The organism is Ruegeria sp. TM1040, from assembly GCF_000014065.1.
GTDB lineage: Bacteria > Pseudomonadota > Alphaproteobacteria > Rhodobacterales > Rhodobacteraceae > Epibacterium.
Genome location: NC_008044.1, coordinates 3,107,837 through 3,127,441 on the forward strand (window position 1 = coordinate 3,107,837; position 19,605 = coordinate 3,127,441).

The window sequence follows — 19,605 nt, forward strand, 5'->3', positions numbered from 1 at the left end:
ACATGACTGCACAGAGCAACCAGGCTCCGATTATTATCAAGAAGGTCAAGAAGGGTGGCGGGGACGGTCACCATGGCGGCGCATGGAAAGTCGCCTATGCCGACTTCGTGACCGCAATGATGGCTTTCTTCCTGCTGATGTGGCTTCTCAATGCGACGACTGAGAAGCAGCGCAAAGGTCTTGCAGACTACTTTTCGCCGTCGATTCCGCTCAGCCGGGTATCCGGTGGTGGCAACGGCGCGTTCCAGGGGGACACGATGTTCACCGAGGACGTGAAGCCGCAGAATGGTGTTGGCGCCACCAAAGAGAATCCGACGGATGCATCGCGTGCTCAGGGGGAAACCGGGGTTGCCGATGACCAGCAGAGCGACGCAGCCGAAGAGGCGAGCTTCCGCCAGATCGAAGAGGCGCTGATGGGCCGCGGTGGCGAGAGCATGGTGAGCATCGACATGGCGCGTCACATCGTGACCCGCGTCACCGACGAGGGTCTGATCATCGAATTGTTCGAAACCGAAGATGCAACTCTGTTTGAGGCTGACAGCGAGCGTCCGACCGTGTTGATGCGCGATCTGCTGCGCATGGTTGCCCGTGTGACCTCTGGGGTCGAGAACAACGTGGCGATCGGCGGACATGTCGCATCGACCCCGGTTGTGATTGCGAACAACCCGGTCTGGGCGCTGTCTCATGCACGCGCTGACCAAACGCGGGAACTGCTGCAAGCGGGCGGTATGTCAGCCAAGCGAATCTCTCGGGTGACGGGCTTTGCGGATCGTGACCTGGCGTCGCAGAACCCGATGTCCGAGCGGAATAACCGCATCACCATCACGCTCCTGCGGAAGTGATTGCTCCATAAAAATAAGACAAATGCGGCTAACAGATAGATTGGATTTTATCTGTTAGCCGCACGTTAAGTACAACCGCGGTAATCCTTTCAGCGAGAATAAATCAAGATGCAGCAGAAAGGCGTATCTAATGACCATTTCCTCCTCGCTGAATGCTGGAGTAGCAGGGCTCGCCGCGAATTCAACTCGTTTGGCAGCCATTTCCGATAACATCGCGAACTCCTCGACAGCCGGCTACAAGCGTGTTGTGACCTCATTTGAATCCATGGTCATTTCCCAATCCGGCGGCCGCTACGCAGCAGGTGGCGTCTCCGTCAACAACACGCGCATGATTGACGAGCGCAGCTCCCTGATCTCCACCAGCAACGCCACCGATCTCGCCGTTGCAGGCCGTGGCTTCCTCCCGGTCGCAAGCTTGGCCGAAGTGAAGGCAGGTGAAGATCCGAACATGCTTCTGACCACCTCCGGCTCCTTCCGCACCAATGACGAAGGGTATCTGACAACAAGCTCCGGTCTGGTGCTGCTGGGTTGGCCCGCGAATTCCGATGGAACACTCCCCAGCGTCGCGCGCGACACGGATGATCCGCTCGAGCCCATCAGATTTGATACTGCACAGCTGAGTGCGGCCCCGACCACTGCAGTGAGCCTGGGTGTAAACCTGCCTGCAAGCAGCGCTGTGACAGGTGCCGCTGGGGCGGCTGAAGAAAACACCATCCAATATTTTGACAACCTCGGCGGTCAACAGGATCTGAACATCGTCTACACCCCAACCGGGGCTGCGGACAACGAGTGGACCATGACCCTCACCGATGGTGTCACAGGCACCGTGGTTGGGGACTACACGTTGACGTTTGACGACTCCGTGACGGGCAAAGGGACGCTCTCTACCGTCACGACCACAACCGGTGGCGCCTATGATCCTGCGACTGGCGCCATAATAGTCACCACTGATAGCGGTCCAATAGAGATTGAAATCGGCGTGATGACGCAGCTTGCCAGCTCTTTCTCTGCCGCGACCATCGAAAAAGATGGCTATGAAGCGGCAAGCTTTGCGGGTGTTGAAGTGGACGAGGGTGGCTATGTGCATGCGCTCTATGAAAACGGCAGCAGTCGCATCGTTTACCAGATCCCGCTTGCGGATATGCCAAATGCCAATGGGATGCGGTCTCTGGACAGCCAGACCTTCATGCCCTCCCCTGACAGTGGTGCGTACTACCTCTGGGATGCGGGCGCCGGGCCGACTGGAACAGTGGCCAGCTACCGTCAGGAGGAATCCGGCACCGATGTTGCTTCTGAATTGACCACGATGATCCAGACCCAGCGGGCCTATTCGTCGAACGCAAAGGTCATTCAGACTGTGGATGAGATGCTTCAGGAAACGACCAACATTAAGCGCTGATAAAATCAGCGCTTTCCACAGCTAGAACTTAGTCACAGAAGGTGATTTGGGATGTCTCTATCGACTGCCCTTAGCAGCGCAATGACCGGTATCACAGCCGCGAGCCGGTCGACGTCGGTGATCTCCGACAACCTCGCGAATGCCCTGAGCGAAGGGTATTATCGCCGCACTCTGGATCTCAGCTCCAACGGCGCGGCGGGTGGTGTGCGGATCGGTTCCGTACAGCGCATGATTGACCCGGCCATTCAAAAGAGCGTTCGCTCCGCAGAAGCCAACTACGCTGCCACTTCGGTGACAGCGGGGTTCTACGCACGCGTTTCTGAGCAGGTCGGCACGGTCAATGATGCCTACTCGATCGCTCAGCGCATGACCGACATGGAAACCGCACTGATCGAGGCGACATCGCTGCCAGACTCGGATGCACGCCTCAACGATTTGTCGATGCAGGCGGGGGAATTGGCGATGTCCATTCGCGATGCTGCCGAGGGTGTGTCGAGCCTGCGCAACAAAGCAGAGGACTCAATCGCTGCGCTTGTTCAGGGGCTGGAGACCAATCTCGAGACCTTGAACGACCTCAACAGAAAGATCCTCGCGGCAGAGGTACGCGGTCAGGATCCTTCGGGTCTCGAAGATCAGCGTGACAGTCTTATTGACGCGATCAACGAGGTGATCCCGGTTCAGGTGCACAAGCGCGACAACAATCAGACTGCGCTCTATACCAACTCCGGCATCAAGCTCATTGATGGTGGCTCTGTTGCGGAGTTCTCTTTTGATGAGACGCGCCTCGTGACCCCATATATGACGCTTGGAAACGGGCAGCTCTCGGGCCTTGAGATCGACGGCAAGCAGATCGATACCTCAATCAATGGCAAGATCGGCGGTGGCAGTCTTGCGGCTCAGTTCCATGTGCGCGACGTGGCCTCGGTGCAGGCCCAAGAGGATCTCGACACCATGGCCGCGGATCTGATCCAGCGGTTCCAGGACCCGGCAGTTGACCCAACGCTTGGTGCAACCGATCCGGGGATCTTTACCGATCAGGGCGCCTTCTTTGATCCGGTGAATACCTTAGGGGTGGCCAATCGGATCGAGCTGAATTCGATCATTTCCATGAGCGGCAGTGCTGAAACCTGGCGCTTGCGGGACGGTTTGAATGCGACTGCAATCGGTGAACGTGGGGATACCACTATTCTCAACAATTACGCCGAGGCGATGGAAGCCACCAATACGATCACCTCTCCGGGGCTCGGGTCTGGCGATTACAGTGCCTATGCTATTGCCGCCAATCTGATGACCAACTTTACGCAGGAAAACACCTGGGCGGAACAGGAACTGGCGTATTCGTCTGCGATCTTCAGCGACATTCAGTCGCGAGAGCTGGAGCAAGGCGTCGACACCGACTCTGAGCTGCAAACCCTTATGATGGTTGAGACAATCTATGCTGCGAACGCTCGGATGATCCAGGCGATCGACGAAATGATGCAGGAATTGATGAGGCTGTAAGCAATGCATGTACAATCTTTTGGAGACATGGCGCAATATCTCTTCCTGCGTCGCCGCTCGGTCGAGCTGAACTCGACCCTTGATACGCTCACTCAGGAAATGAGCACTGGGATCGCCTCAAACCTGCCAGAGCGGCTAGGTGGAGACCTCGGTTTTGTGGTCGATCTGGAGCGTTCCATCTCGAAAATGGACAGCTATAAGGTTGCCGCGCAAGAAGCCGGTCTTTTTGCCTCGACCGCGCAGAGCTATCTGGAGCGGATCAACGAGAGCGCCCTGAAGCTCGGCTCCGACATTCTGGCGCTTTCGAGCACATCAAATGACACGACATCTCAGGAGATGGCGGCGCAGTCTGAGAACTTCCTGACCGAGACGATCTCCAATTTGAACGGGAAGTTTTCGGGCCGAAGCCTCTTTGCGGGAACGGATACCAGCGTCACGCCGCTGGAGAGCCCAAACACGATGATGACAGCGCTGGTGGCGGAAGTTGGTGCTCTGACTGATGTCGATGACATTTTTCAGGCTGTTGAGGATTGGTTCAACGATCCAGCGGGCTTTGATGCAATCATGTACAATGGGTCCACCAGCAGCATGAGCGCGGTTCGTATCGGCGCCAATGAAGAGGTGAACTTTGCATTGCGGGCAGACGATGAGCGGCTGAAACAAGCCATGCAGAGCTTTGCGCTTGGGGCACTGGCGAGCGAGGACTATCTATCCCACCTCTCCACCGTCGAAGCGTCTGCTCTTGTGAAACGTGCCGGGACTGAGCTGATGAATGCCCAGGCAGAGCTGACAGATGTGCAGTCCGACCTCGGGTTTGTCGAGGCGCGGATCGAGGAAACGCAGGTTCGAAACACCGCTGCGCTGACCACGATGGGGACGACCCTGAACGATCTCATCCTCGCGGACCCGGCTGAGACCGCAAGCCGTGTGGAAGAAGTCCAGTTCCAGCTCGAAGCGCTCTATTCGATTACCGTGCGCTCCTCGCAACTCAATCTGTTGAACTACATGTAATGCGCAAGTTTCTTCATATCCTCATCACCTGCCTAGTGCTGCCTACGCTTGCACAGGCCAACGCAATCCGCCTCAAGGACCTTGTCGAGTTTGACGGGGTCCGGGGGAATGATCTGGTCGGTTACGGCTTGGTCGTCGGTCTTGATGGCACGGGGGACGGGCTTCGCAACTCTCCCTTTACCGAAGAAATCATGACCAACATCCTTGAGCGCCTCGGCGTGAACGTAAGTGGCGAGCAATTCCGGCCAAAGAACGTCGCGGCAGTTTTTGTGACCGCGACCCTGCCACCCTTTGCACGCGTTGGGGGCACGATTGATGCGACCGTTTCTGCAATTGGGGACTCCAGCAGCCTTCTGGGCGGGACATTGATCATGACGCCTCTCAATGCGGCGGATGGCCAAATCTATGCCGTCGCGCAGGGCACCATTCTGGCAGGCGGAGCGGTTGCCGAAGGCGATGCCGCGACCGTGACACAGGGGGTGCCGACTTCTGGTGTGATCCCATCAGGTGCTCGGGTCGAGCGTGAGATCGAGTTTGATCTCTCGTCGCTCAATTCCATGCGACTTGCGCTGCGTGAGCCCGATTTTACCACTGCCGGCCGCATCGAGCGAGCGATCAACAATGAATTTGGTCGCAATGTCGCGGTGATGCGCGATTCAGGTACTGTCGAAGTCAACATCCAACGCACCAATGCGCGCTCGACAGCGCATGCCGTGGGGCGGATGGAGAACGTGCTGGTTGAACCGCAACGAAAGGCGCGTGTGGTCGTAGACCAGCGCTCCGGTACCATTGTGATGGGTAGCGATGTGCGCATCTCCAACGTGGCGGTCGCCCAGGGGAATCTGACACTGCGTGTCGAGGAAGCTCCGCTGGTCTCGCAACCTAATCCGTTTGCTGATGGCGAAACCGTTGTGGTTCCGCGGACTGGAGCCGCCATCGAAGAAGAAGACGGTATCCAGCTTGCAGAGGTTCCCGAAACCACTTCGCTCTCTGAGGTTGTCTCTGGTCTCAATGCGCTGGGCGTTTCACCAAGGGACATGATCGACATTCTAAAAAGTCTCAAGGCTGCAGGGGCGCTGCATGCGGAGTTCGTCGTGCGTTGACCCGCGTGACATCAGCCCCCTGACCAAACACCCCGGGAGACCCGCCCGGGGTGTTTTTTTGTTAGCCTGGATGAGCGCGCGGGGCCGAGCTGTGTACTCATCGCAAGCGACTTTCAATAGGTGCTGGCATCCGTGCGTGTTGCGAACTGAAGCGGCAGAGCTGGGTGCCACTTTATGGGTGAGAGTTCAGTGTTGCGCTGCTTGGGGCCACGCCATGCGGCGGGAGATGCGCCCGATTGCTGGGGCGGTCCTGATCTTGACCCAGCCAGCGTATGTCTTGGGACATGCCTGAGTGGGATCCGTCTGATGCCTTCGTGCGAGATAGTCCATCCTCAAAAGCCTGTTCCAACAAACACGCAGTCTCGCCATCCGCTTTTGGTGTGCGGTCGGCGTTCTTGCGCTCTTGTTGAGCTGTTTCGACAAGGGCAGAAAGCGGGGCGCATGGTATGAAAAAGCCCCGCGCAGCGTAGGCTGGGCGGGGCGATGAAATCATGCTCTGATGCTTGATCTATGAGGGGTAATAGCTCCTGACGAGGGCGCTGGCGATCAGGCTCCAACCGTCCGCGACGACAAAGAATGCCAGTTTGAAAGGCAAGGAAACCAGTGCCGGTGGAACCATCATCATCCCCATCGACATCAGGATTGCCGCAGTCACGAGATCGATGACCAAGAAGGGAAGAAAGACAAGAAACCCGATTTCGAATGCGCGTGTGATCTCGGAAAGCATAAAGCTCGGGATCAACACGGAGAGCGGCGATTCAGGTGAAGGGTCACTTCCCTCTGTGCCTGGGCGCAGATCGGCGATGGCGTAGTAGGTGTCTGGATCCAACCGGTTGGCCATGAAGACTCGGAAAGGTTCGACAGCGCGTTCAAGGGCTGGCACAACTTCCAGTTCCTCGTCGATCAGTGGTGCGATTCCGGTCTCCCATGCTTCGGTAAAAACGGGTTCCATCACGAAATAGGTCAGGAACATCGCAAGGCTGATCATGAGCATGTTCGGCGGGGCTTGCTGCAACCCGATCGCCTGACGCAGGATCGACAGAACCGTGATCAGGAAGGGAAAACAGGTAAGCATGACCAGCAAGCCCGGCGCCACACTGAGAACAGTGATAAGCAGGATCAGCTGGATGGTGCGGGCCGAGATCGATTGACCATCGGCGAGATTAAGGCTCAATTCTTGCGCCAGCGCTACCTGGGGCTGTGCCAGCAGCGCAAAGACTGCCAACACGCCCAGAGCGAGAAATTTTCGTGTCATCCCAAACCGCTTTGCAGATCGGCGATTTCCGTCAGGCGCACGGCCAATTGACCGGCCTGATCGCCTTCCATTTCTTCAAGTTGTCCCCGTGCCACCAGCCGGTCGCCAACGTAGAGATCCACCGGATCCTCTACCTTCTTGTCGAGGGTGAGGATGGCGTTTTCGCCAAGGTTGACGAGATCGCGGATAAGGGGGCGTGCTTTGCCCACCGATACGATCACCTCAACCGGAACCGACACAAACGGATTGCTTGCTTCGGCCGCTTTGGGGTTCAGTTCGCCAGTCTCATCCATATTGGCTTTCCTCTTTGAATTGATAGGAGAAGGCATCGATTGAATCTCGGATCGATTCGATCAGGGCCTCGGAATTCAGTTCGCGCTCGCTTTGGCCAACGCGTAGTTGTGCTTGACCGGCAGAGAAACTCGCATCTTCGCGCACGCGGACGTTGAAGGCCGGGTTTTCACCAAGGAGCGCGCGAATCGCATTGCCTTCACCTGCGGCCGCAACAATCTCCATGGGCTCGTTGATCTGGCCTTTGGCCATTTCATTGAGGTGGTCGATCACATGGTGCCCAAAAGTGGCGGCCATCGTGTCGGGGAGGATCACGGAAGTCAGCACTTTGAACATGGGATCGAGCGATTCCATCAACTGAGACTGCGCCTCATGATACGTAAAACTCAGATCCTCCAACGAGGTTGCAAGGGTCGCGGAGACATGTGTTGCCTCTTTGTCTTTGGCCTCGACCGCATCGTCCCATCCGGCTGTGTAGCCCTTCTCAAAGGAGACGAGCTTCGCCTCCTCCACCAGTTCCTCGGAAAAGCTGCTGACGGGTTCAACCGGGGTCTTAACTCCGAAATCCTCCAGCAAATGAGCAATTGTCATCACGCACGCTCCTCGTTGTTTTCTTCCAGCCAGCCGCGAAGAATCTGCACGGTTTCTTCTTGGCGCTCGCCGATCATGGACCGCAGACGATCCACGGGGTCATCGCTCATCCCGCCGCCACCGCCGCCAAAGCCTGCCAGGCCATCGCCCATGCCGGGCAGGTCACCCAGAGGCTGGAACCCGCCGTCGCCGCCGTCGATTTCCCCATCCAGGGCAATATTTGCGCCAAGGTCGGGGTTGGTCATGAAGCCAGCGTCGCCGCCGCTCATGTCGGGAAGCTCTGGCAAACCTCCGGCGGCCACACCATCCGGAGAGGGAAGCGCCTGAACCGATGCGCCATTGCCTGCGAGAATCGGACGGACCACAAAGAGACCGAGGATCAGAGCGACGATTGCCAAGGCAGCCATCTGAATGATCGACATCACGTCAAAGTAGAGATTGTCGAAAACCGAGGATGTGACTTCTGTGCCCAGCGGCTCCACGTTGGGGAGATCCATGGACTTCAGCGTGATCACGTCACCGCGCTCTGCGTCAAAGCCGACAGCGGCGGAAATCAATTCACGCAGCGCTTCGAGCTCTTCTTCGGGGCGAGGTTCGAAAGCGGCCTCACCCTCTGCTGTCTCAGTCGTGACACCATTGATCAGCACCGCGACGGTGAGGCGCTTGATCGCACCCGGGCCGCGCACGATTTCCTTTTCTGTCTCGGAAATCTCATAGTTCACGCGTTCCCGGGTTGCATTGGTGCTGGCCTTGGAGCCTTCACCGTTGCCGGCGTCTCCATCCGGAATATTGGAGGCAACAGTGACTTCTCCGGCCTGATTTTGAGAGGAGTCGATGCGCTCTTCGACATCGGTGCTGATCGCAACACGACTTTGCGGATCGACTCGTTTTTCTCGAATGGATTCGGTGTCTGTGATCGTCTCGACACTGATTTCCACAACAGCATTGCCTTGGCCAACCCGCGCTTCGACGAGTCGCAGGACACGCTCGCGCAGGGTTTGTGATCTGTCGTCAGTGCCCGCACCCGCAGCCGCGGCGGCCTCAGGCGAGCCAATAAGCGCGCCGTTGGCGTCGATCACAGCGACATTGTCAACCGCGAGCCCGGCAACCGCCGAGGCAACAAGGAAGCGAATCGCGTTTGCCTGCGATGGTGTGATGGGCGAACCCATCGGTGTCACAGAAACAGAAGCGGTCGGTTCAATTGTCCTTTGGAACGGGTTGCTGCCGGTGTTGGCAATATGGACCCGTGCCTGGCTTACATGAGGATTCGCAACGATTGTTCGCGCCAGTTCGCCTTCTTTGGCGCGCCAATAGGCCGCGTCAAACATTTGCGAAGTGGTTCCAAACCCACTTAGCGAATCGAGCAGCTCGTAGCCTTTGCCGCCGTTTGCAGGCAGGCCTTGGCTTGCGAGCGTCATTCGCAGCTCGTCGCGTTTGCTGGAGGGCACGTAAATCGACCCGCCACGTACTTCATAGTCGACACCACTTTGTTCCAAAGCGCTGACAACATCTCCGGCTGAGCTGCTTTCGAGCCCAGCATATAATAGTTGCATGGATGGCTTGTTCGCCACCAAGGACATGAGGAAGAAAGTAAAGATCACGGCGAGAGTCGCCCCGATCGCCATCATCCGCTTCCGCTTGTCCAAACCTGCCCAGACATTCTTGATCTGCTGCACATTAACCTCCGTCGCACCGGCGTTCTCTCCGGCCTGCAACCCTTTTCTCCGATTGGCCTTAACATTCGGTTAGTTCCTGTCGGGTTATGAACAGGGTGCACGACGTTTTAGGGATAGCCATGACAGACGCTGTAGCTGATGTAGAAACGGATCAACCGGCGAAGAAGAGCAAGATGCCCCTTATCATAGGGCTCGTACTTGGAATCGCAGGCGCAGGAGGCGGTTTTTATGCCGTCCAGTCAGGCCTTCTTCCCTTTGGTAACACACCCGCGCCCGAAATGGCGCAGGCCACCAAAGAGGCGCCAGAAGGCGTGGACAAAGGTGAGTCGGCGGAAGAGATCGCCAATCTCGCCTTTATTGAAATGGAGCCAATTGTTGTCACACTGAATAGAGCCAGTGGGGTCCAGCAACTTCGGTTCCGAGCGCAACTTGAGGTCAATCAAGCCGATCAGGATGAGGTTGAAACAGTCCTCCCCCGGGTTGTCGACGTTCTGAACAGCTACCTGCGGGCGCTAGAGCTGGAGGATCTTACCGATCCGATGGCACTGCCAAAACTGCGGGCACAGATGCTACGGCGAATCAATATCGTAACCGGTCAGGGCCGCGTGCGTGATTTGCTGATCATGGATTTCGTACTCAACTAGGAGGACAGGATGGAACTTATAGCTGATATCCTGCTTGCGGCCGGAGCACTGGGTGCCGGGTTTTATTGCCTGGTGCTGTCGCGCCGACTGAAACGCTTTAACGATCTCGAAAAAGGGGTCGGAGGCGCGGTGGCGGTGCTCTCGTCGCAGGTGGACGATCTGAACAAGTCGCTGGTTGCGGCTCGAAAAATGTCTGACGGCTCTAGCCAGGCGCTGGAACAGCTGACCGGGCGCGCCGAATCTGTGGCGCACAAGCTGGAGCTGATGATGGCGTCTATGCACGACATCGCGCCTCAGCAGGACGCCAAGGCAAAACCTGCGGCCACCGAGGAAACCGATGCACTCGCAGAGGCTTACCAGGCAGAGGCTCAGGCTGAAGCTGCAGAGCAGGCCGACGCGCAGGAAGAGGCCAAACCGGCTGGCCTGATGTTTGTTCGGCATAGCCGCAGTCAGAATCGGGTGGCGTGATGGCGAAGGCGAACAAGTCTCAAAAGATGGAAAAAGCGCGGCGCGGCACTTTGATGCTGTTGGCTGTTTTCCTGATGGGCTCTGCGGTGGTGCGAATCGCACTCGAAGCGGCTCCGGCGATTGCGCGGGAGGTTGCAGATATCAAATCGGATGAAGCGCCTGTCGAAAAACCGGTGGCTGCGACGGGTCTCGCTTCGGTGCCCGATTCCGCAGAGATGCAAGCCATGCTTGCTGCGTTCCAAAAGCGCGAAGAAAAACTGGCGGCTCGTGAAGCTGAGGTGGAAGATCGGATGCGGGCCCTGGAGATCGCCGATCAGGCCATCGATAAAAAGCTGCAGGATCTTGAGGAGGCTGAGCAAAAGTTGCTGGCCACTCTGGCGCTGGCTGACGGCGCTGCCGAGCAGGACGTCACCACGCTGACAACAGTCTATGAACAGATGAAGCCTAAGGATGCTTCTGCTCTGTTTGAAGAAATGGACCCTACGTTTGCAGCCGGGTTTCTTGCACGCATGAAACCGGAAGCCGCGGCGGGTATCATGGCAGGGCTGAGCCCCGAGGCTGCATACACGATCAGTGTCGTGCTTGCGGGACGCAACGGCGAGGTGCCCAAGGAGTAACTTGGGCCCTCACTCAGTCTTTTTTAACAAGACTGCATTACTCTTGAGACAGTGACGGAATTTGGAGCTTACCTATGATCGGGATTGTAGGGATCATTGTGATCTTTGCCATGGTGTTTGGTGGTTATTTGCTTGCCGGCGGCAAGCTGGGCATCATTCTCAAGTCACTGCCATTCGAGATGATGATGATTGGCGGTGCTGCCGTTGGCGCGTTTCTCATCAGCAATGACATGGGTGGTGTGAAACACACGCTCAAGGACATGGGCAAGGTCTTCAAGGGGCCCAAATGGAAACCAGACGACTATAAGGATCTTCTGTGTTTGCTGTTTGCCCTCATCCGAATCGCGCGTGCAAATCCGGTTGAGGTGGAGCAACATATTGAAGACCCTGAAAACTCGGCTGTGTTCGGGAAGTACCCCAAGATCCTTGCGGACAAAGAAGCGATCAACCTGATCAGCGATACAATGCGCTCGGCTTCCATGAACTATGACGATCCGCACCAGGTCGAAGAGGTTCTCGAAAAACGGATTGAAGCCAACCTTCACCATGCGCTGCATTCCAGCCACGCACTGCAGACGATGGCGGATGGTTTGCCCGCGCTTGGGATTGTTGCGGCCGTTCTGGGCGTGATCAAGACGATGGCCTCGATCGATCAACCGCCAGAAGTTCTGGGCAAGATGATCGGCGGCGCTCTTGTTGGGACGTTCCTGGGTGTTTTCCTGTCCTATGGTCTGGTCGCGCCATTTGCCGGCAAGGTGAAATCCGTGGTCGAAGAAGACGCGCATTTCTATCAGCTTATCCGCGAGGTTCTTGTGGCGAACCTTCACAACCACGCCGCAGCGATTTGTATTGAGGTGGGGCGTCAGAACACGCCATCCCACATTCGGCCCGGGTTCTCCGAGCTGGAGGAAGCTTTGAACGAAGTGAAACAGGGCGCAGCATGATATCGCGAGCAATCGCATTTGCGGCTGCAGTAGTGGTCGCTGGATATGCAGAAGCACAAACAATCGTAACACGCTCGGGAGAGCACGACACATTCACCCGCTTGGTGATGCGTCTACCCGACGGTATCGAGTGGTCACTGACCCAAAATGAAAACGTCGCGACCGTCAATGTTGGGTCTCCGACAGCTGTCTTTAACACGCAATCCGTATTCGATCTCATTCCCCGTACCCGCATTCGCTCCGTGAGCCAGGCTGCCCCAGGTCAACCACTGCGCATTGATCTCGGGTGTGAGTGTAGCGTCGATTATTACCAGCAGTCCGATGGCTACTTGGTGATCGACGTGCGCGAGGGGCGCTCGCTGACTCTGGCAGAACCGTCCGATCGTGCAAGCCTGCCGCTTACTTTTCCGAGCGCTCGCGCAGGGCGTGACTTCAACATTGACTCGCGTGATCTGGCCAGTGCGCGCGTTGCAATGGGTCTTGAAGATGCAGTTGAGCAGACATTCGGATCCGCGAAGCGACAACCGCTCCATACGGGTCCGGTAGAGATCCCTTTGCTCGGTGATGAAACTGGTATTGCGCCTGCGCAAAAGGCCGAAGATGTCGCCGTGCCGGACACCAAAGACGACGATGACAAGCCTTCGCCTGAGACACTGACTGCAGATTCAAGTCTGCTCATGGATCTTGAGGAGAATCGTCGCGCGGCGTTGGTCAACGATACCGAGACACGGTTGCTACAACAAATCGGGCGTGCCAGCGATCAGGGTCTTCTCAACCCGAATGAACAGGGCCAAGCGGCGCTTCAACTCGACCCTTTGGGGAACGAGAATAGGCCTCTCAATCCTCTGGACAATATGTCCGTTACATCTGCAATTGATCGTGAAACAGGTCTTTTTGCAGTATCCAATGGTCGTGATGAAGCGGCATCTCATTGTATTCCAGACCTTGAAATAGCGGTTTACAAATGGGGTAAGGAAACACCATTTGCAGAGCAGATTGGCGCCTTGAGAAACGAAATTCTCGGTGAGTTCGATCAACTCAATCGCGATGCGACCCTGAAACTCGCGAGGACATACCTCTATTTTGGCTTTGGCGCGGAGGCGGTTTCGACGCTTCACATGCTCTCCGAGAGCAATCTCAAGCCGCGCTCGCGTGAGATCATGACGACAATTGCGCAGATCCTCGATGGGGAAGAACTTCCTGTAAATACGATTTTTTCCGGCCAGCAAACCTGTAGTGGCGGCGCGGCCTTCTGGGCTGCGATGGCGGACGGCGTCGTTAAAAAGGGGGCAAACTCTGACGCAATTCAGCAGACCTTCGCACGTTTGCCCGCGCATCTGCGTGTCCAACTTGGTGCGCGCATGACCAGGCTCTTTGCTGAAGCCGGAGACCCAAGCGTTGCAAAAGCGACCTTGCGGTCTGTTGATCGCACCGGGGTCGAAGGGGTGCCGGATCGCAACCTGGCAGAGGCGGCAATTGCGGAGCTTGACGGTGACACGGATGCGGTGGCTCGCAACCTCACAGAAGAAGTTGCGGAGCAAAGCCAAAACACCCCGCTCGCGCTCATCGAACTTGTCGAATTGAGTTATGCGGAACGTCGGGCGCTTTCCCCGGATGTTCCGGATCTGACGGCCTCCTACGAGCTTGAGTACCGAGACGCCGCATTGGGTGCAGAACTGCGAAAAGCCGAAGTTATGGCGTTGGCGCTGACCGGTAGTTTTGACGCGGCATTCAAAAAGAGTGCCAAGCTTGAAGAGCGCGATGGGCTCATGGCGCGAGATTCTGTAAATACCCCGCTGATGACACTGCTTACTGAGAACGCGGATGACGTGACCTTCTTGAAGTACGCTCTGATCTTTGCTCACGAGGCAGGTGCGACGCGTGCGGGCCAGGTTGGGGACATCATTGCGCGCCGGTTGCTTGATCTGGGTTTTGCAGAGCAGGCGGAGATGATCCTGCGCAAAATGAGCCTCGAACCTCAAAATGAAGACCGCCGCATGATGAGTGCAGAGGCGCATCTGCAATTGGACCAACCCCAACGCGCCCTGGTGGAACTGATGGGGCTCGAAGGTCAGCAGGCTGATCGCATGCGCGCAGAGGCGCTTTGGCGCAACAAGGAATATGAACGCGCAAGCGAATACATGATGTCGGCGCAAGACCTGGACGGTGCCGCACGGGGGTTCTGGCTGTCCGAGGATCTGGAAGCTGTGGAGGCCATCAGTGAGGACGCAGCTCCGTTTCGGTCTGTGGCCGAGGTGACCAAGCAGATCGATTCCGCTGTGCGTGAGCCCGAAGGCTTGCCGCCTTTGGCCGAAGCGCGCGCGCTGGTAGAGAGCAGTGTCGGCGCAAGATCTTCGATTGAGGAGCTGTTGCGCAAAGTGGAGCGCACGCCAGATGAAGTCGAGGATTGACCTACAACGGACTTGGTTTCGCGACAGAATACGAATGGCCGCGCTCTCTGAGTTCGGCCATTTCGCTTTGCACTGATAACACTTTTTAAAGCATAGCGGCCTAGCTTGAGGACTAGGGAAGAATCCTCATCTGGAACAGGCAGAATGCCAGTGCATGACGATAGACACGCCGGGCGCAACGCGCGGAATTTGTTTGCTGTAGAACGTGGGACAGGCCATGTTGCTGCAGTTTTTGGCATTTCGGCCTCTCTAGATCAGACTTCAGCCCCCTCTCACTCCCGGTGCTTATGCACTGCCGGACCGCTTCTGATCGCTTTCACATAAGAGAAAATCCGTGCCGAATCTGTCAGTCAAAGAGCTCTTTAGTCCGACCATCCTTTTGGCGATGGCGCTGATGGCGATTATCGTGATGATGATCCTTCCGATGCCTGCTTGGGTGTTGGATGTGGGTCTTGCAACTTCGTTTGCGCTCGCCATCCTTATCTTCACCATCACCTTGTTCATTGAACGGCCACTGGATTTTTCATCCTTTCCAACGATCCTGCTTGGTTCGCTCATGCTGCGTTTGTCTCTCAACGTGTCTTCGACCAAGCTTATTATCGGGCAGGGGCACACCGGCACTGATGCGGCAGGGAACGTGATTGAGGGCTTTGCCAATTTTGTGATGGGAGGCAGTGTATTCCTCGGCCTAGTGGTCTTTGGGGTGCTGCTCATCGTGAACTTCATGGTGATCACCAAAGGTGCCGCACGGATGGCAGAGGTTGGCGCGCGTTTTGCCCTTGATGGGATGCCGGGCAAACAGCTCGCGATCGACAGCGATATGTCAGCTGGTGCGATTGATCATGCAACAGCCAAGGAACGGCGCGAAACAGAACAGCGGGAAACCACCTTCTTTGGCTCCTTGGATGGTGCCTCGAAGTTTGTGAAAGGGGATGCCATCGCGGGCCTTCTCATCACGCTTCTCAATCTGATCATGGGTCTGATCATGGGAATCTTGATCCATGGGATGCCTGTCGCCACTGCATTTGAAACCTACGCGATCCTGACGGTGGGGGATGGCCTGGTATCGCAGATCCCCTCAGTCATCATCTCCATCGCGGCCGCTCTTTTGCTCGCGCGCGGCGGGGCGTCCGGCTCGACAGACACCGCGATTTTCTCTCAGTTCTCCAAATATCCCGGGGCAATTGGGGCCGTTGCGGTCCTGATGGTGCTCTTCGCGCTGGTGCCCGGCCTCCCCTTCGTACCATTTATCGCGGGTGGAGGCGCGCTGGGCTATCTCGCGTATCGCGTCAAGACAAACAACGACGCAGCCGCCCAGGAAGAGATCGACGCCAAGGTTGAGGAAGTGCAATCGCCCGAAAAAACCAAGGCCCTGGGAGACATCCTCGACCTTGACGATCTGCATCTTGAGTTCTCTCAGGACCTTGTTTCAATGGTGCTGGATCCCGGCACCGGGCTTGATGCCCGTATCGCGAATATGCGCACCCATGTGGCGACAACCTTCGGGCTGATCCTGCCGGAGATCCGGCTCACGGATGAGGCTGAGCTCGAGAATGGCACCTATGTGGTGCGTATTCAGGGGGTCGAGCAGGCGCGTGGTACGCTTCACCCGGACATGGTGTTGGCGCTTATGCCCGACAATCACGCGGCATTGCCCTCTGGCACCGATGTGACGGAACCTGTTTACGGTGCGCCAGCGCGCTGGATTGCTACCAAACATCAGGAAGATGCTGCGCTGATGGGGGCGACGGTTGTATCGCCGCCGGAAATTCTTGCGACGCACCTCCTGGAGGTCGTGAAGCAGAGCTTCCCGCGTCTGCTGACGTTGAAGGCTCTGCGGCGCCTGCTGCGTGAAATGACCGAGCTAAGTGATGAATTCCGCGCCAATGCCAACAAGAAGCTTCTGGATGAACTGATCCCAGATAAGGTGCCGATTGATACGCTCCATGCGGTTCTTCGCCTGCTCTTGGAGGAGCGAGTATCGATCCGGAACATGCCTTTGATCCTCGAGTCCATCGCCGAAGCCCGGATGCGAACAACCTCGCCTGAACTGATCACAGAACATGTTCGACAGCGCCTCGGATTCCAGCTCGTTGCAGAGATGAAGCGCGAAGACGGAACCATCCCGCTGGTTCAGCTCGCCCCGGAATGGGAAGATGCCTTTACCACCTATCAGGTGGAGACCCAATCTGGCCTCGATATCGCGCTGCCGCCTGACACCTTCAACAAGCTTGTCGATGCAATGAGCGAAAAGATCAATCAGGTCACCGAACAGGGGATTTTTGCTGCGATCGTCACCTCGACGCGTCGGCGCCGGTATTTGCGCACTATCCTGCGCTCGCGCGGTATCCAGAACCCGGTTTTGTCGTTCGAAGAGATTGGTCTGGAGGCGCGCCCTGCATTGGTGGGCATGGTCGCGGCATGAATTTCGTAGGCATAACGCCAGAGCTCATGGCCTTGTTTGGCGCGGGCTTCTGGCACGCCGCCATCGTGTTCCTGCGCATCGGGGCAATGACCTCGATCATGCTCGGGTTTGGCGAACAGCTGATCCCGACACAAATTCGCCTCGTCGCCGGATTGGTGTTCACCGCAATCGTCGCGCCGGCCCTTCCACAGATGCCGATGCCCCAAACCGTCATGCAATATGCCGGGCTCATGGCGACAGAAGTTGTCGTTGGTCTGGCTCTTGGACTTGGTTTGCGCATGTTCATGCATATGCTGCAAACGGCGGGATCGATTGCCGCGCAATGTACCTCACTGAGCCAGGTTCTCGGTGGGGCAGGTGCGGATCCGATGCCGGCTCTGGGGGCGGTGCTGTGGATTTCGGGGATTGCAGTGGCGGTGATGCTCGATTTTCACATCCATGCAGCACAATTGATGATCCGTTCCTACGACCTGTTTCCCGTTGGTATCTTTCCGAGCGCTTCTGGTCTCTCCGAATGGGGAGTGCATCGGGTCTCGGCGACTTTTGCGCAGGCCTTTACACTGGCTGCGCCGTTCCTGATCACAGCCGTTGTGTACAACCTCACCTTGGGGGTCATCAATCGCGCAATGACGCAACTAATGGTGGTATTTGTCGGTGCTCCCGTAATCACATTTGGTGGTCTCGCGATCCTGATGATTGGTGCGCCGATGATGCTTGAGGTCTGGGGGCACGGACTTTTGATGTTCTTTGCCGATCCCGGAGTTGGGATGCCATGAGCGACGAAAACGACGATTCAGACAAGTCATTTGAGCCGACGCCTGAAAAACTTCGAAAAGCGCGACAGGAGGGGGACGTTCCCAAATCGAACGACCTCCTGCAGGCGGCGTCTTACTTGGGTCTCTTGATTGCATTTTATACTGCGGGCCGTTCGTCGATTGAACAGCTCGGCACAGTTCTGATGAGCATGATTGACCAACCTGACCGGTTGGCGCCTGTGTTTTTCGGAGATGGAATTGCAGCGCCAGTGGCTTGGGAGTTCATCTCAGACGCGCTGACGTCTGTCATCGCATGGTTCGCCGTGCCTGCCGCTCTGGTGATTTTGGCTGTATTCGCTCAAAAAGCGATGGTGTTTGCACCCAAGAGAATTCAGCCTAAACTGTCTCGCCTTTCAATCATCAAGAACGCCAAAAACAAATTTGGACGGTCCGGTTTGTTTGAATTCGCCAAGAGCTTTTTCAAGCTCTTGCTGTATTCGATCACGCTGGGCGTATACCTCTCGTGGCGCCTGCCAGAGATGATCGCCTCCGTGGGTACAAGCCCTTTTACGGTCGTGCCGTTTCTTGTGCAGCTTGCGATGGAATTCCTGATCCTGACATTGATCATCGCGCTGGCGATCGGTCTTGTGGACGCGCCATTTCAGCAGGCTGAGTTCATTCGCAAGAACATGATGTCACGCAAGGATGTCATGGATGAGATGAAAAACTCCGAGGGTGATCCTCACACAAAAGGGCAACGGAAACAAAAAGGACGCCAGATTGTCAGCAAGCAAATTGCGGCCGCGGTGCCAGAAGCTGATGTGGTTATTGTGAACCCGACCCACTATGCGGTTGCGCTGAAATGGAGCCGTGTTTCGGGGAGCGCGCCTGAATGTGTTGCAAAAGGCGTCGATGGAGTGGCGGCAATGATCCGGGAGATCGCGCAAGAAAACGGCGTGCCCCTTCACAGTGATCCACCAACGGCGCGCGCCCTATATGCCACCGTTGAGGTGGGTGAAGAAATCGCAGAAGAACACTATGCACCGGTCGCCGCAGCGATCCGTTTTGCAGAAGAAATGCGCAAAAAGGCAAAAGAGAGCATCCTATGAAGCAGGACAAAATGCTTGCCCAGATGCAAGCTGTCACCAACGCGGTCTATCTGCGCGAACATGCCAAGATTAAGCCGATTCTAGATCGTGAGGCGCAGCTTCGCGGGAATCTTGCAATGCTGAAGCAACAGGTCGAAGAATCTCGGGCGCTTGTGGAGCAAAGCCACGAGATCAAAGCGCTTGGTGTCGATTTGCACTGGCAGAAGTGGCATACAAATGCGCGCCGCGATATCAATCAGGATCTCGCGCAGGTGACGGCACAAAAGTTCCGGGCAATGGATAAGCTTCGCCAGGCTTTTGGGCGCAAGCACGCTGTAGAGACGATGGAGCAACAGTTTAAGTCGGACGCCAAGGAGCGGCGCAACAAGATGTTGTTTGATCGACTGATGGATCTCGACTGACTGCCTTTCATGCGCTGAGCGCATATTGCCACCTTGATAGGTGTTATCGGAAGCGCTGCCTGGCGTGATCAGGAATATCCTCAAAGAACAACCTCTTTGTCAGGACCAGCTTGGCCCTGCGAAAAGATCAGACTTTCCGGCATTGGGGGAGAACGCTGCAGTT

General features: G+C 56.7%; 18 protein-coding genes. 14 read left to right on the forward strand and 4 right to left on the reverse strand.

Going from position 1 to position 19,605, the window contains the following annotated elements; translation table 11 throughout:
• The first annotated feature begins 2 nt into the window (after positions 1 to 2).
• The 5 genes from TM1040_RS19145 to TM1040_RS19165 all read left to right on the forward strand — a co-directional run bounded on the left by TM1040_RS19145 (position 3) and on the right by TM1040_RS19165 (position 5,855).
• The gene (locus tag TM1040_RS19145; protein WP_011540251.1) at positions 3 to 842 is read left to right on the forward strand and encodes a flagellar motor protein MotB; all 840 of its coding nucleotides are present in this window, start codon (positions 3 to 5) and stop codon (positions 840 to 842) included.
• A 130-nt stretch (positions 843 to 972) separates the two neighbouring features.
• Complete coding sequence (locus TM1040_RS19150; RefSeq protein ID WP_011540252.1) at positions 973 to 2,241, forward strand: flagellar hook protein FlgE; 1,269 nt, start codon at positions 973 to 975, stop codon at positions 2,239 to 2,241.
• A gap of 51 nt (positions 2,242 to 2,292) precedes the next feature.
• Positions 2,293 to 3,741: a flagellar hook-associated protein FlgK gene (gene flgK / locus TM1040_RS19155; RefSeq protein ID WP_011540253.1), complete on the forward strand. Its 1,449-nt coding sequence runs from the start codon at positions 2,293 to 2,295 to the stop codon at positions 3,739 to 3,741.
• A gap of 3 nt (positions 3,742 to 3,744) precedes the next feature.
• A complete protein-coding gene (locus tag TM1040_RS19160) occupies positions 3,745 to 4,752 on the forward strand; it encodes a flagellin (RefSeq protein WP_011540254.1) in 1,008 nt (335 codons plus the stop codon).
• Complete coding sequence (locus TM1040_RS19165) at positions 4,752 to 5,855, forward strand: flagellar basal body P-ring protein FlgI (protein WP_011540255.1); 1,104 nt, start codon at positions 4,752 to 4,754, stop codon at positions 5,853 to 5,855. The genes TM1040_RS19160 and TM1040_RS19165 overlap by 1 nt, the downstream gene beginning before the upstream one ends.
• Positions 5,856 to 6,363: 508 nt before the next feature.
• Here TM1040_RS19165 and fliP read toward each other — a convergent pair.
• The 4 genes from fliP to fliF are packed head-to-tail and all read right to left on the reverse strand — an operon-like array spanning position 6,364 to position 9,668.
• Positions 6,364 to 7,110 carry a flagellar type III secretion system pore protein FliP gene (fliP, locus tag TM1040_RS19170; RefSeq protein ID WP_011540257.1) on the reverse strand — a complete coding sequence of 249 codons (747 nt, stop codon included), beginning with the start codon at positions 7,108 to 7,110 and terminating at the stop codon, positions 6,364 to 6,366.
• Entirely contained in the window at positions 7,107 to 7,403 is a 297-nt protein-coding gene (locus TM1040_RS19175; RefSeq protein WP_011540258.1) for a FliM/FliN family flagellar motor switch protein, read from the reverse strand. The genes fliP and TM1040_RS19175 overlap by 4 nt, the downstream gene beginning before the upstream one ends.
• A complete protein-coding gene (locus tag TM1040_RS19180; protein WP_011540259.1) occupies positions 7,396 to 7,992 on the reverse strand; it encodes an ABC transporter ATP-binding protein in 597 nt (198 codons plus the stop codon). The genes TM1040_RS19175 and TM1040_RS19180 overlap by 8 nt, the downstream gene beginning before the upstream one ends.
• Complete coding sequence (gene fliF, locus TM1040_RS19185; protein ID WP_044027308.1) at positions 7,992 to 9,668, reverse strand: flagellar basal-body MS-ring/collar protein FliF; 1,677 nt, start codon at positions 9,666 to 9,668, stop codon at positions 7,992 to 7,994. Before fliF ends, TM1040_RS19180 begins: the two co-directional genes overlap by 1 nt.
• A gap of 119 nt (positions 9,669 to 9,787) precedes the next feature.
• On the opposite strand from fliF, the gene fliL reads away from it, so the two are divergent.
• The 9 genes from fliL to TM1040_RS19230 all read left to right on the forward strand — a co-directional run bounded on the left by fliL (position 9,788) and on the right by TM1040_RS19230 (position 19,442).
• Positions 9,788 to 10,312, forward strand: a complete 525-nt coding sequence (fliL, locus tag TM1040_RS19190) for a flagellar basal body-associated FliL family protein (RefSeq protein WP_011540261.1) — start codon at positions 9,788 to 9,790, stop codon at positions 10,310 to 10,312.
• Positions 10,313 to 10,321: 9 nt separating this feature from the next.
• Positions 10,322 to 10,780: a hypothetical protein gene (locus TM1040_RS19195; protein WP_011540262.1), complete on the forward strand. Its 459-nt coding sequence runs from the start codon at positions 10,322 to 10,324 to the stop codon at positions 10,778 to 10,780.
• A complete protein-coding gene (locus tag TM1040_RS19200) occupies positions 10,780 to 11,397 on the forward strand; it encodes a MotE family protein (RefSeq protein ID WP_011540263.1) in 618 nt (205 codons plus the stop codon). Before TM1040_RS19195 ends, TM1040_RS19200 begins: the two co-directional genes overlap by 1 nt.
• 74 nt (positions 11,398 to 11,471) lie before the next feature.
• Entirely contained in the window at positions 11,472 to 12,341 is an 870-nt protein-coding gene (motA, locus tag TM1040_RS19205; RefSeq protein ID WP_011540264.1) for a flagellar motor stator protein MotA, read from the forward strand.
• Positions 12,338 to 14,752, forward strand: a complete 2,415-nt coding sequence (locus TM1040_RS19210) for a hypothetical protein (RefSeq protein ID WP_011540265.1) — start codon at positions 12,338 to 12,340, stop codon at positions 14,750 to 14,752. Before motA ends, TM1040_RS19210 begins: the two co-directional genes overlap by 4 nt.
• 385 nt (positions 14,753 to 15,137) lie before the next feature.
• Positions 15,138 to 17,177, forward strand: a complete 2,040-nt coding sequence (gene flhA, locus TM1040_RS19215; RefSeq protein ID WP_371261778.1) for a flagellar biosynthesis protein FlhA — start codon at positions 15,138 to 15,140, stop codon at positions 17,175 to 17,177.
• Positions 17,174 to 17,953: a flagellar biosynthetic protein FliR gene (locus TM1040_RS19220; RefSeq protein ID WP_011540267.1), complete on the forward strand. Its 780-nt coding sequence runs from the start codon at positions 17,174 to 17,176 to the stop codon at positions 17,951 to 17,953. The genes flhA and TM1040_RS19220 overlap by 4 nt, the downstream gene beginning before the upstream one ends.
• Positions 17,950 to 19,041 carry a flagellar type III secretion system protein FlhB gene (gene flhB / locus TM1040_RS19225; RefSeq protein WP_011540268.1) on the forward strand — a complete coding sequence of 364 codons (1,092 nt, stop codon included), beginning with the start codon at positions 17,950 to 17,952 and terminating at the stop codon, positions 19,039 to 19,041. The genes TM1040_RS19220 and flhB overlap by 4 nt, the downstream gene beginning before the upstream one ends.
• Complete coding sequence (locus TM1040_RS19230; RefSeq protein WP_044026959.1) at positions 19,038 to 19,442, forward strand: hypothetical protein; 405 nt, start codon at positions 19,038 to 19,040, stop codon at positions 19,440 to 19,442. The genes flhB and TM1040_RS19230 overlap by 4 nt, the downstream gene beginning before the upstream one ends.
• Positions 19,443 to 19,605: the final 163 nt, after the last annotated feature.

Bases quoted from the DNA above. Each gene is read 5' to 3' on its own strand.
- TM1040_RS19145 (WP_011540251.1), top strand. From the start codon at position 3: ATGACTGCACAGAGCAACCAGGCTCCGATTATTATCAAGAAGGTCAAG.
- TM1040_RS19150 (WP_011540252.1), top strand. From the start codon at position 973: ATGACCATTTCCTCCTCGCTGAATGCTGGAGTAGCAGGGCTCGCCGCG.
- flgK (WP_011540253.1), top strand. From the start codon at position 2,293: ATGTCTCTATCGACTGCCCTTAGCAGCGCAATGACCGGTATCACAGCC.
- TM1040_RS19160 (WP_011540254.1), top strand. From the start codon at position 3,745: ATGCATGTACAATCTTTTGGAGACATGGCGCAATATCTCTTCCTGCGT.
- TM1040_RS19165 (WP_011540255.1), top strand. From the start codon at position 4,752: ATGCGCAAGTTTCTTCATATCCTCATCACCTGCCTAGTGCTGCCTACG.
- fliP (WP_011540257.1), bottom strand. From the start codon at position 7,110: ATGACACGAAAATTTCTCGCTCTGGGCGTGTTGGCAGTCTTTGCGCTG.
- TM1040_RS19175 (WP_011540258.1), bottom strand. From the start codon at position 7,403: ATGGATGAGACTGGCGAACTGAACCCCAAAGCGGCCGAAGCAAGCAAT.
- TM1040_RS19180 (WP_011540259.1), bottom strand. From the start codon at position 7,992: ATGACAATTGCTCATTTGCTGGAGGATTTCGGAGTTAAGACCCCGGTT.
- fliL (WP_011540261.1), top strand. From the start codon at position 9,788: ATGACAGACGCTGTAGCTGATGTAGAAACGGATCAACCGGCGAAGAAG.
- TM1040_RS19195 (WP_011540262.1), top strand. From the start codon at position 10,322: ATGGAACTTATAGCTGATATCCTGCTTGCGGCCGGAGCACTGGGTGCC.
- TM1040_RS19200 (WP_011540263.1), top strand. From the start codon at position 10,780: ATGGCGAAGGCGAACAAGTCTCAAAAGATGGAAAAAGCGCGGCGCGGC.
- motA (WP_011540264.1), top strand. From the start codon at position 11,472: ATGATCGGGATTGTAGGGATCATTGTGATCTTTGCCATGGTGTTTGGT.
- TM1040_RS19210 (WP_011540265.1), top strand. From the start codon at position 12,338: ATGATATCGCGAGCAATCGCATTTGCGGCTGCAGTAGTGGTCGCTGGA.
- flhA (WP_371261778.1), top strand. From the start codon at position 15,138: ATGGCGCTGATGGCGATTATCGTGATGATGATCCTTCCGATGCCTGCT.
- TM1040_RS19220 (WP_011540267.1), top strand. From the start codon at position 17,174: ATGAATTTCGTAGGCATAACGCCAGAGCTCATGGCCTTGTTTGGCGCG.
- flhB (WP_011540268.1), top strand. From the start codon at position 17,950: ATGAGCGACGAAAACGACGATTCAGACAAGTCATTTGAGCCGACGCCT.
- TM1040_RS19230 (WP_044026959.1), top strand. From the start codon at position 19,038: ATGAAGCAGGACAAAATGCTTGCCCAGATGCAAGCTGTCACCAACGCG.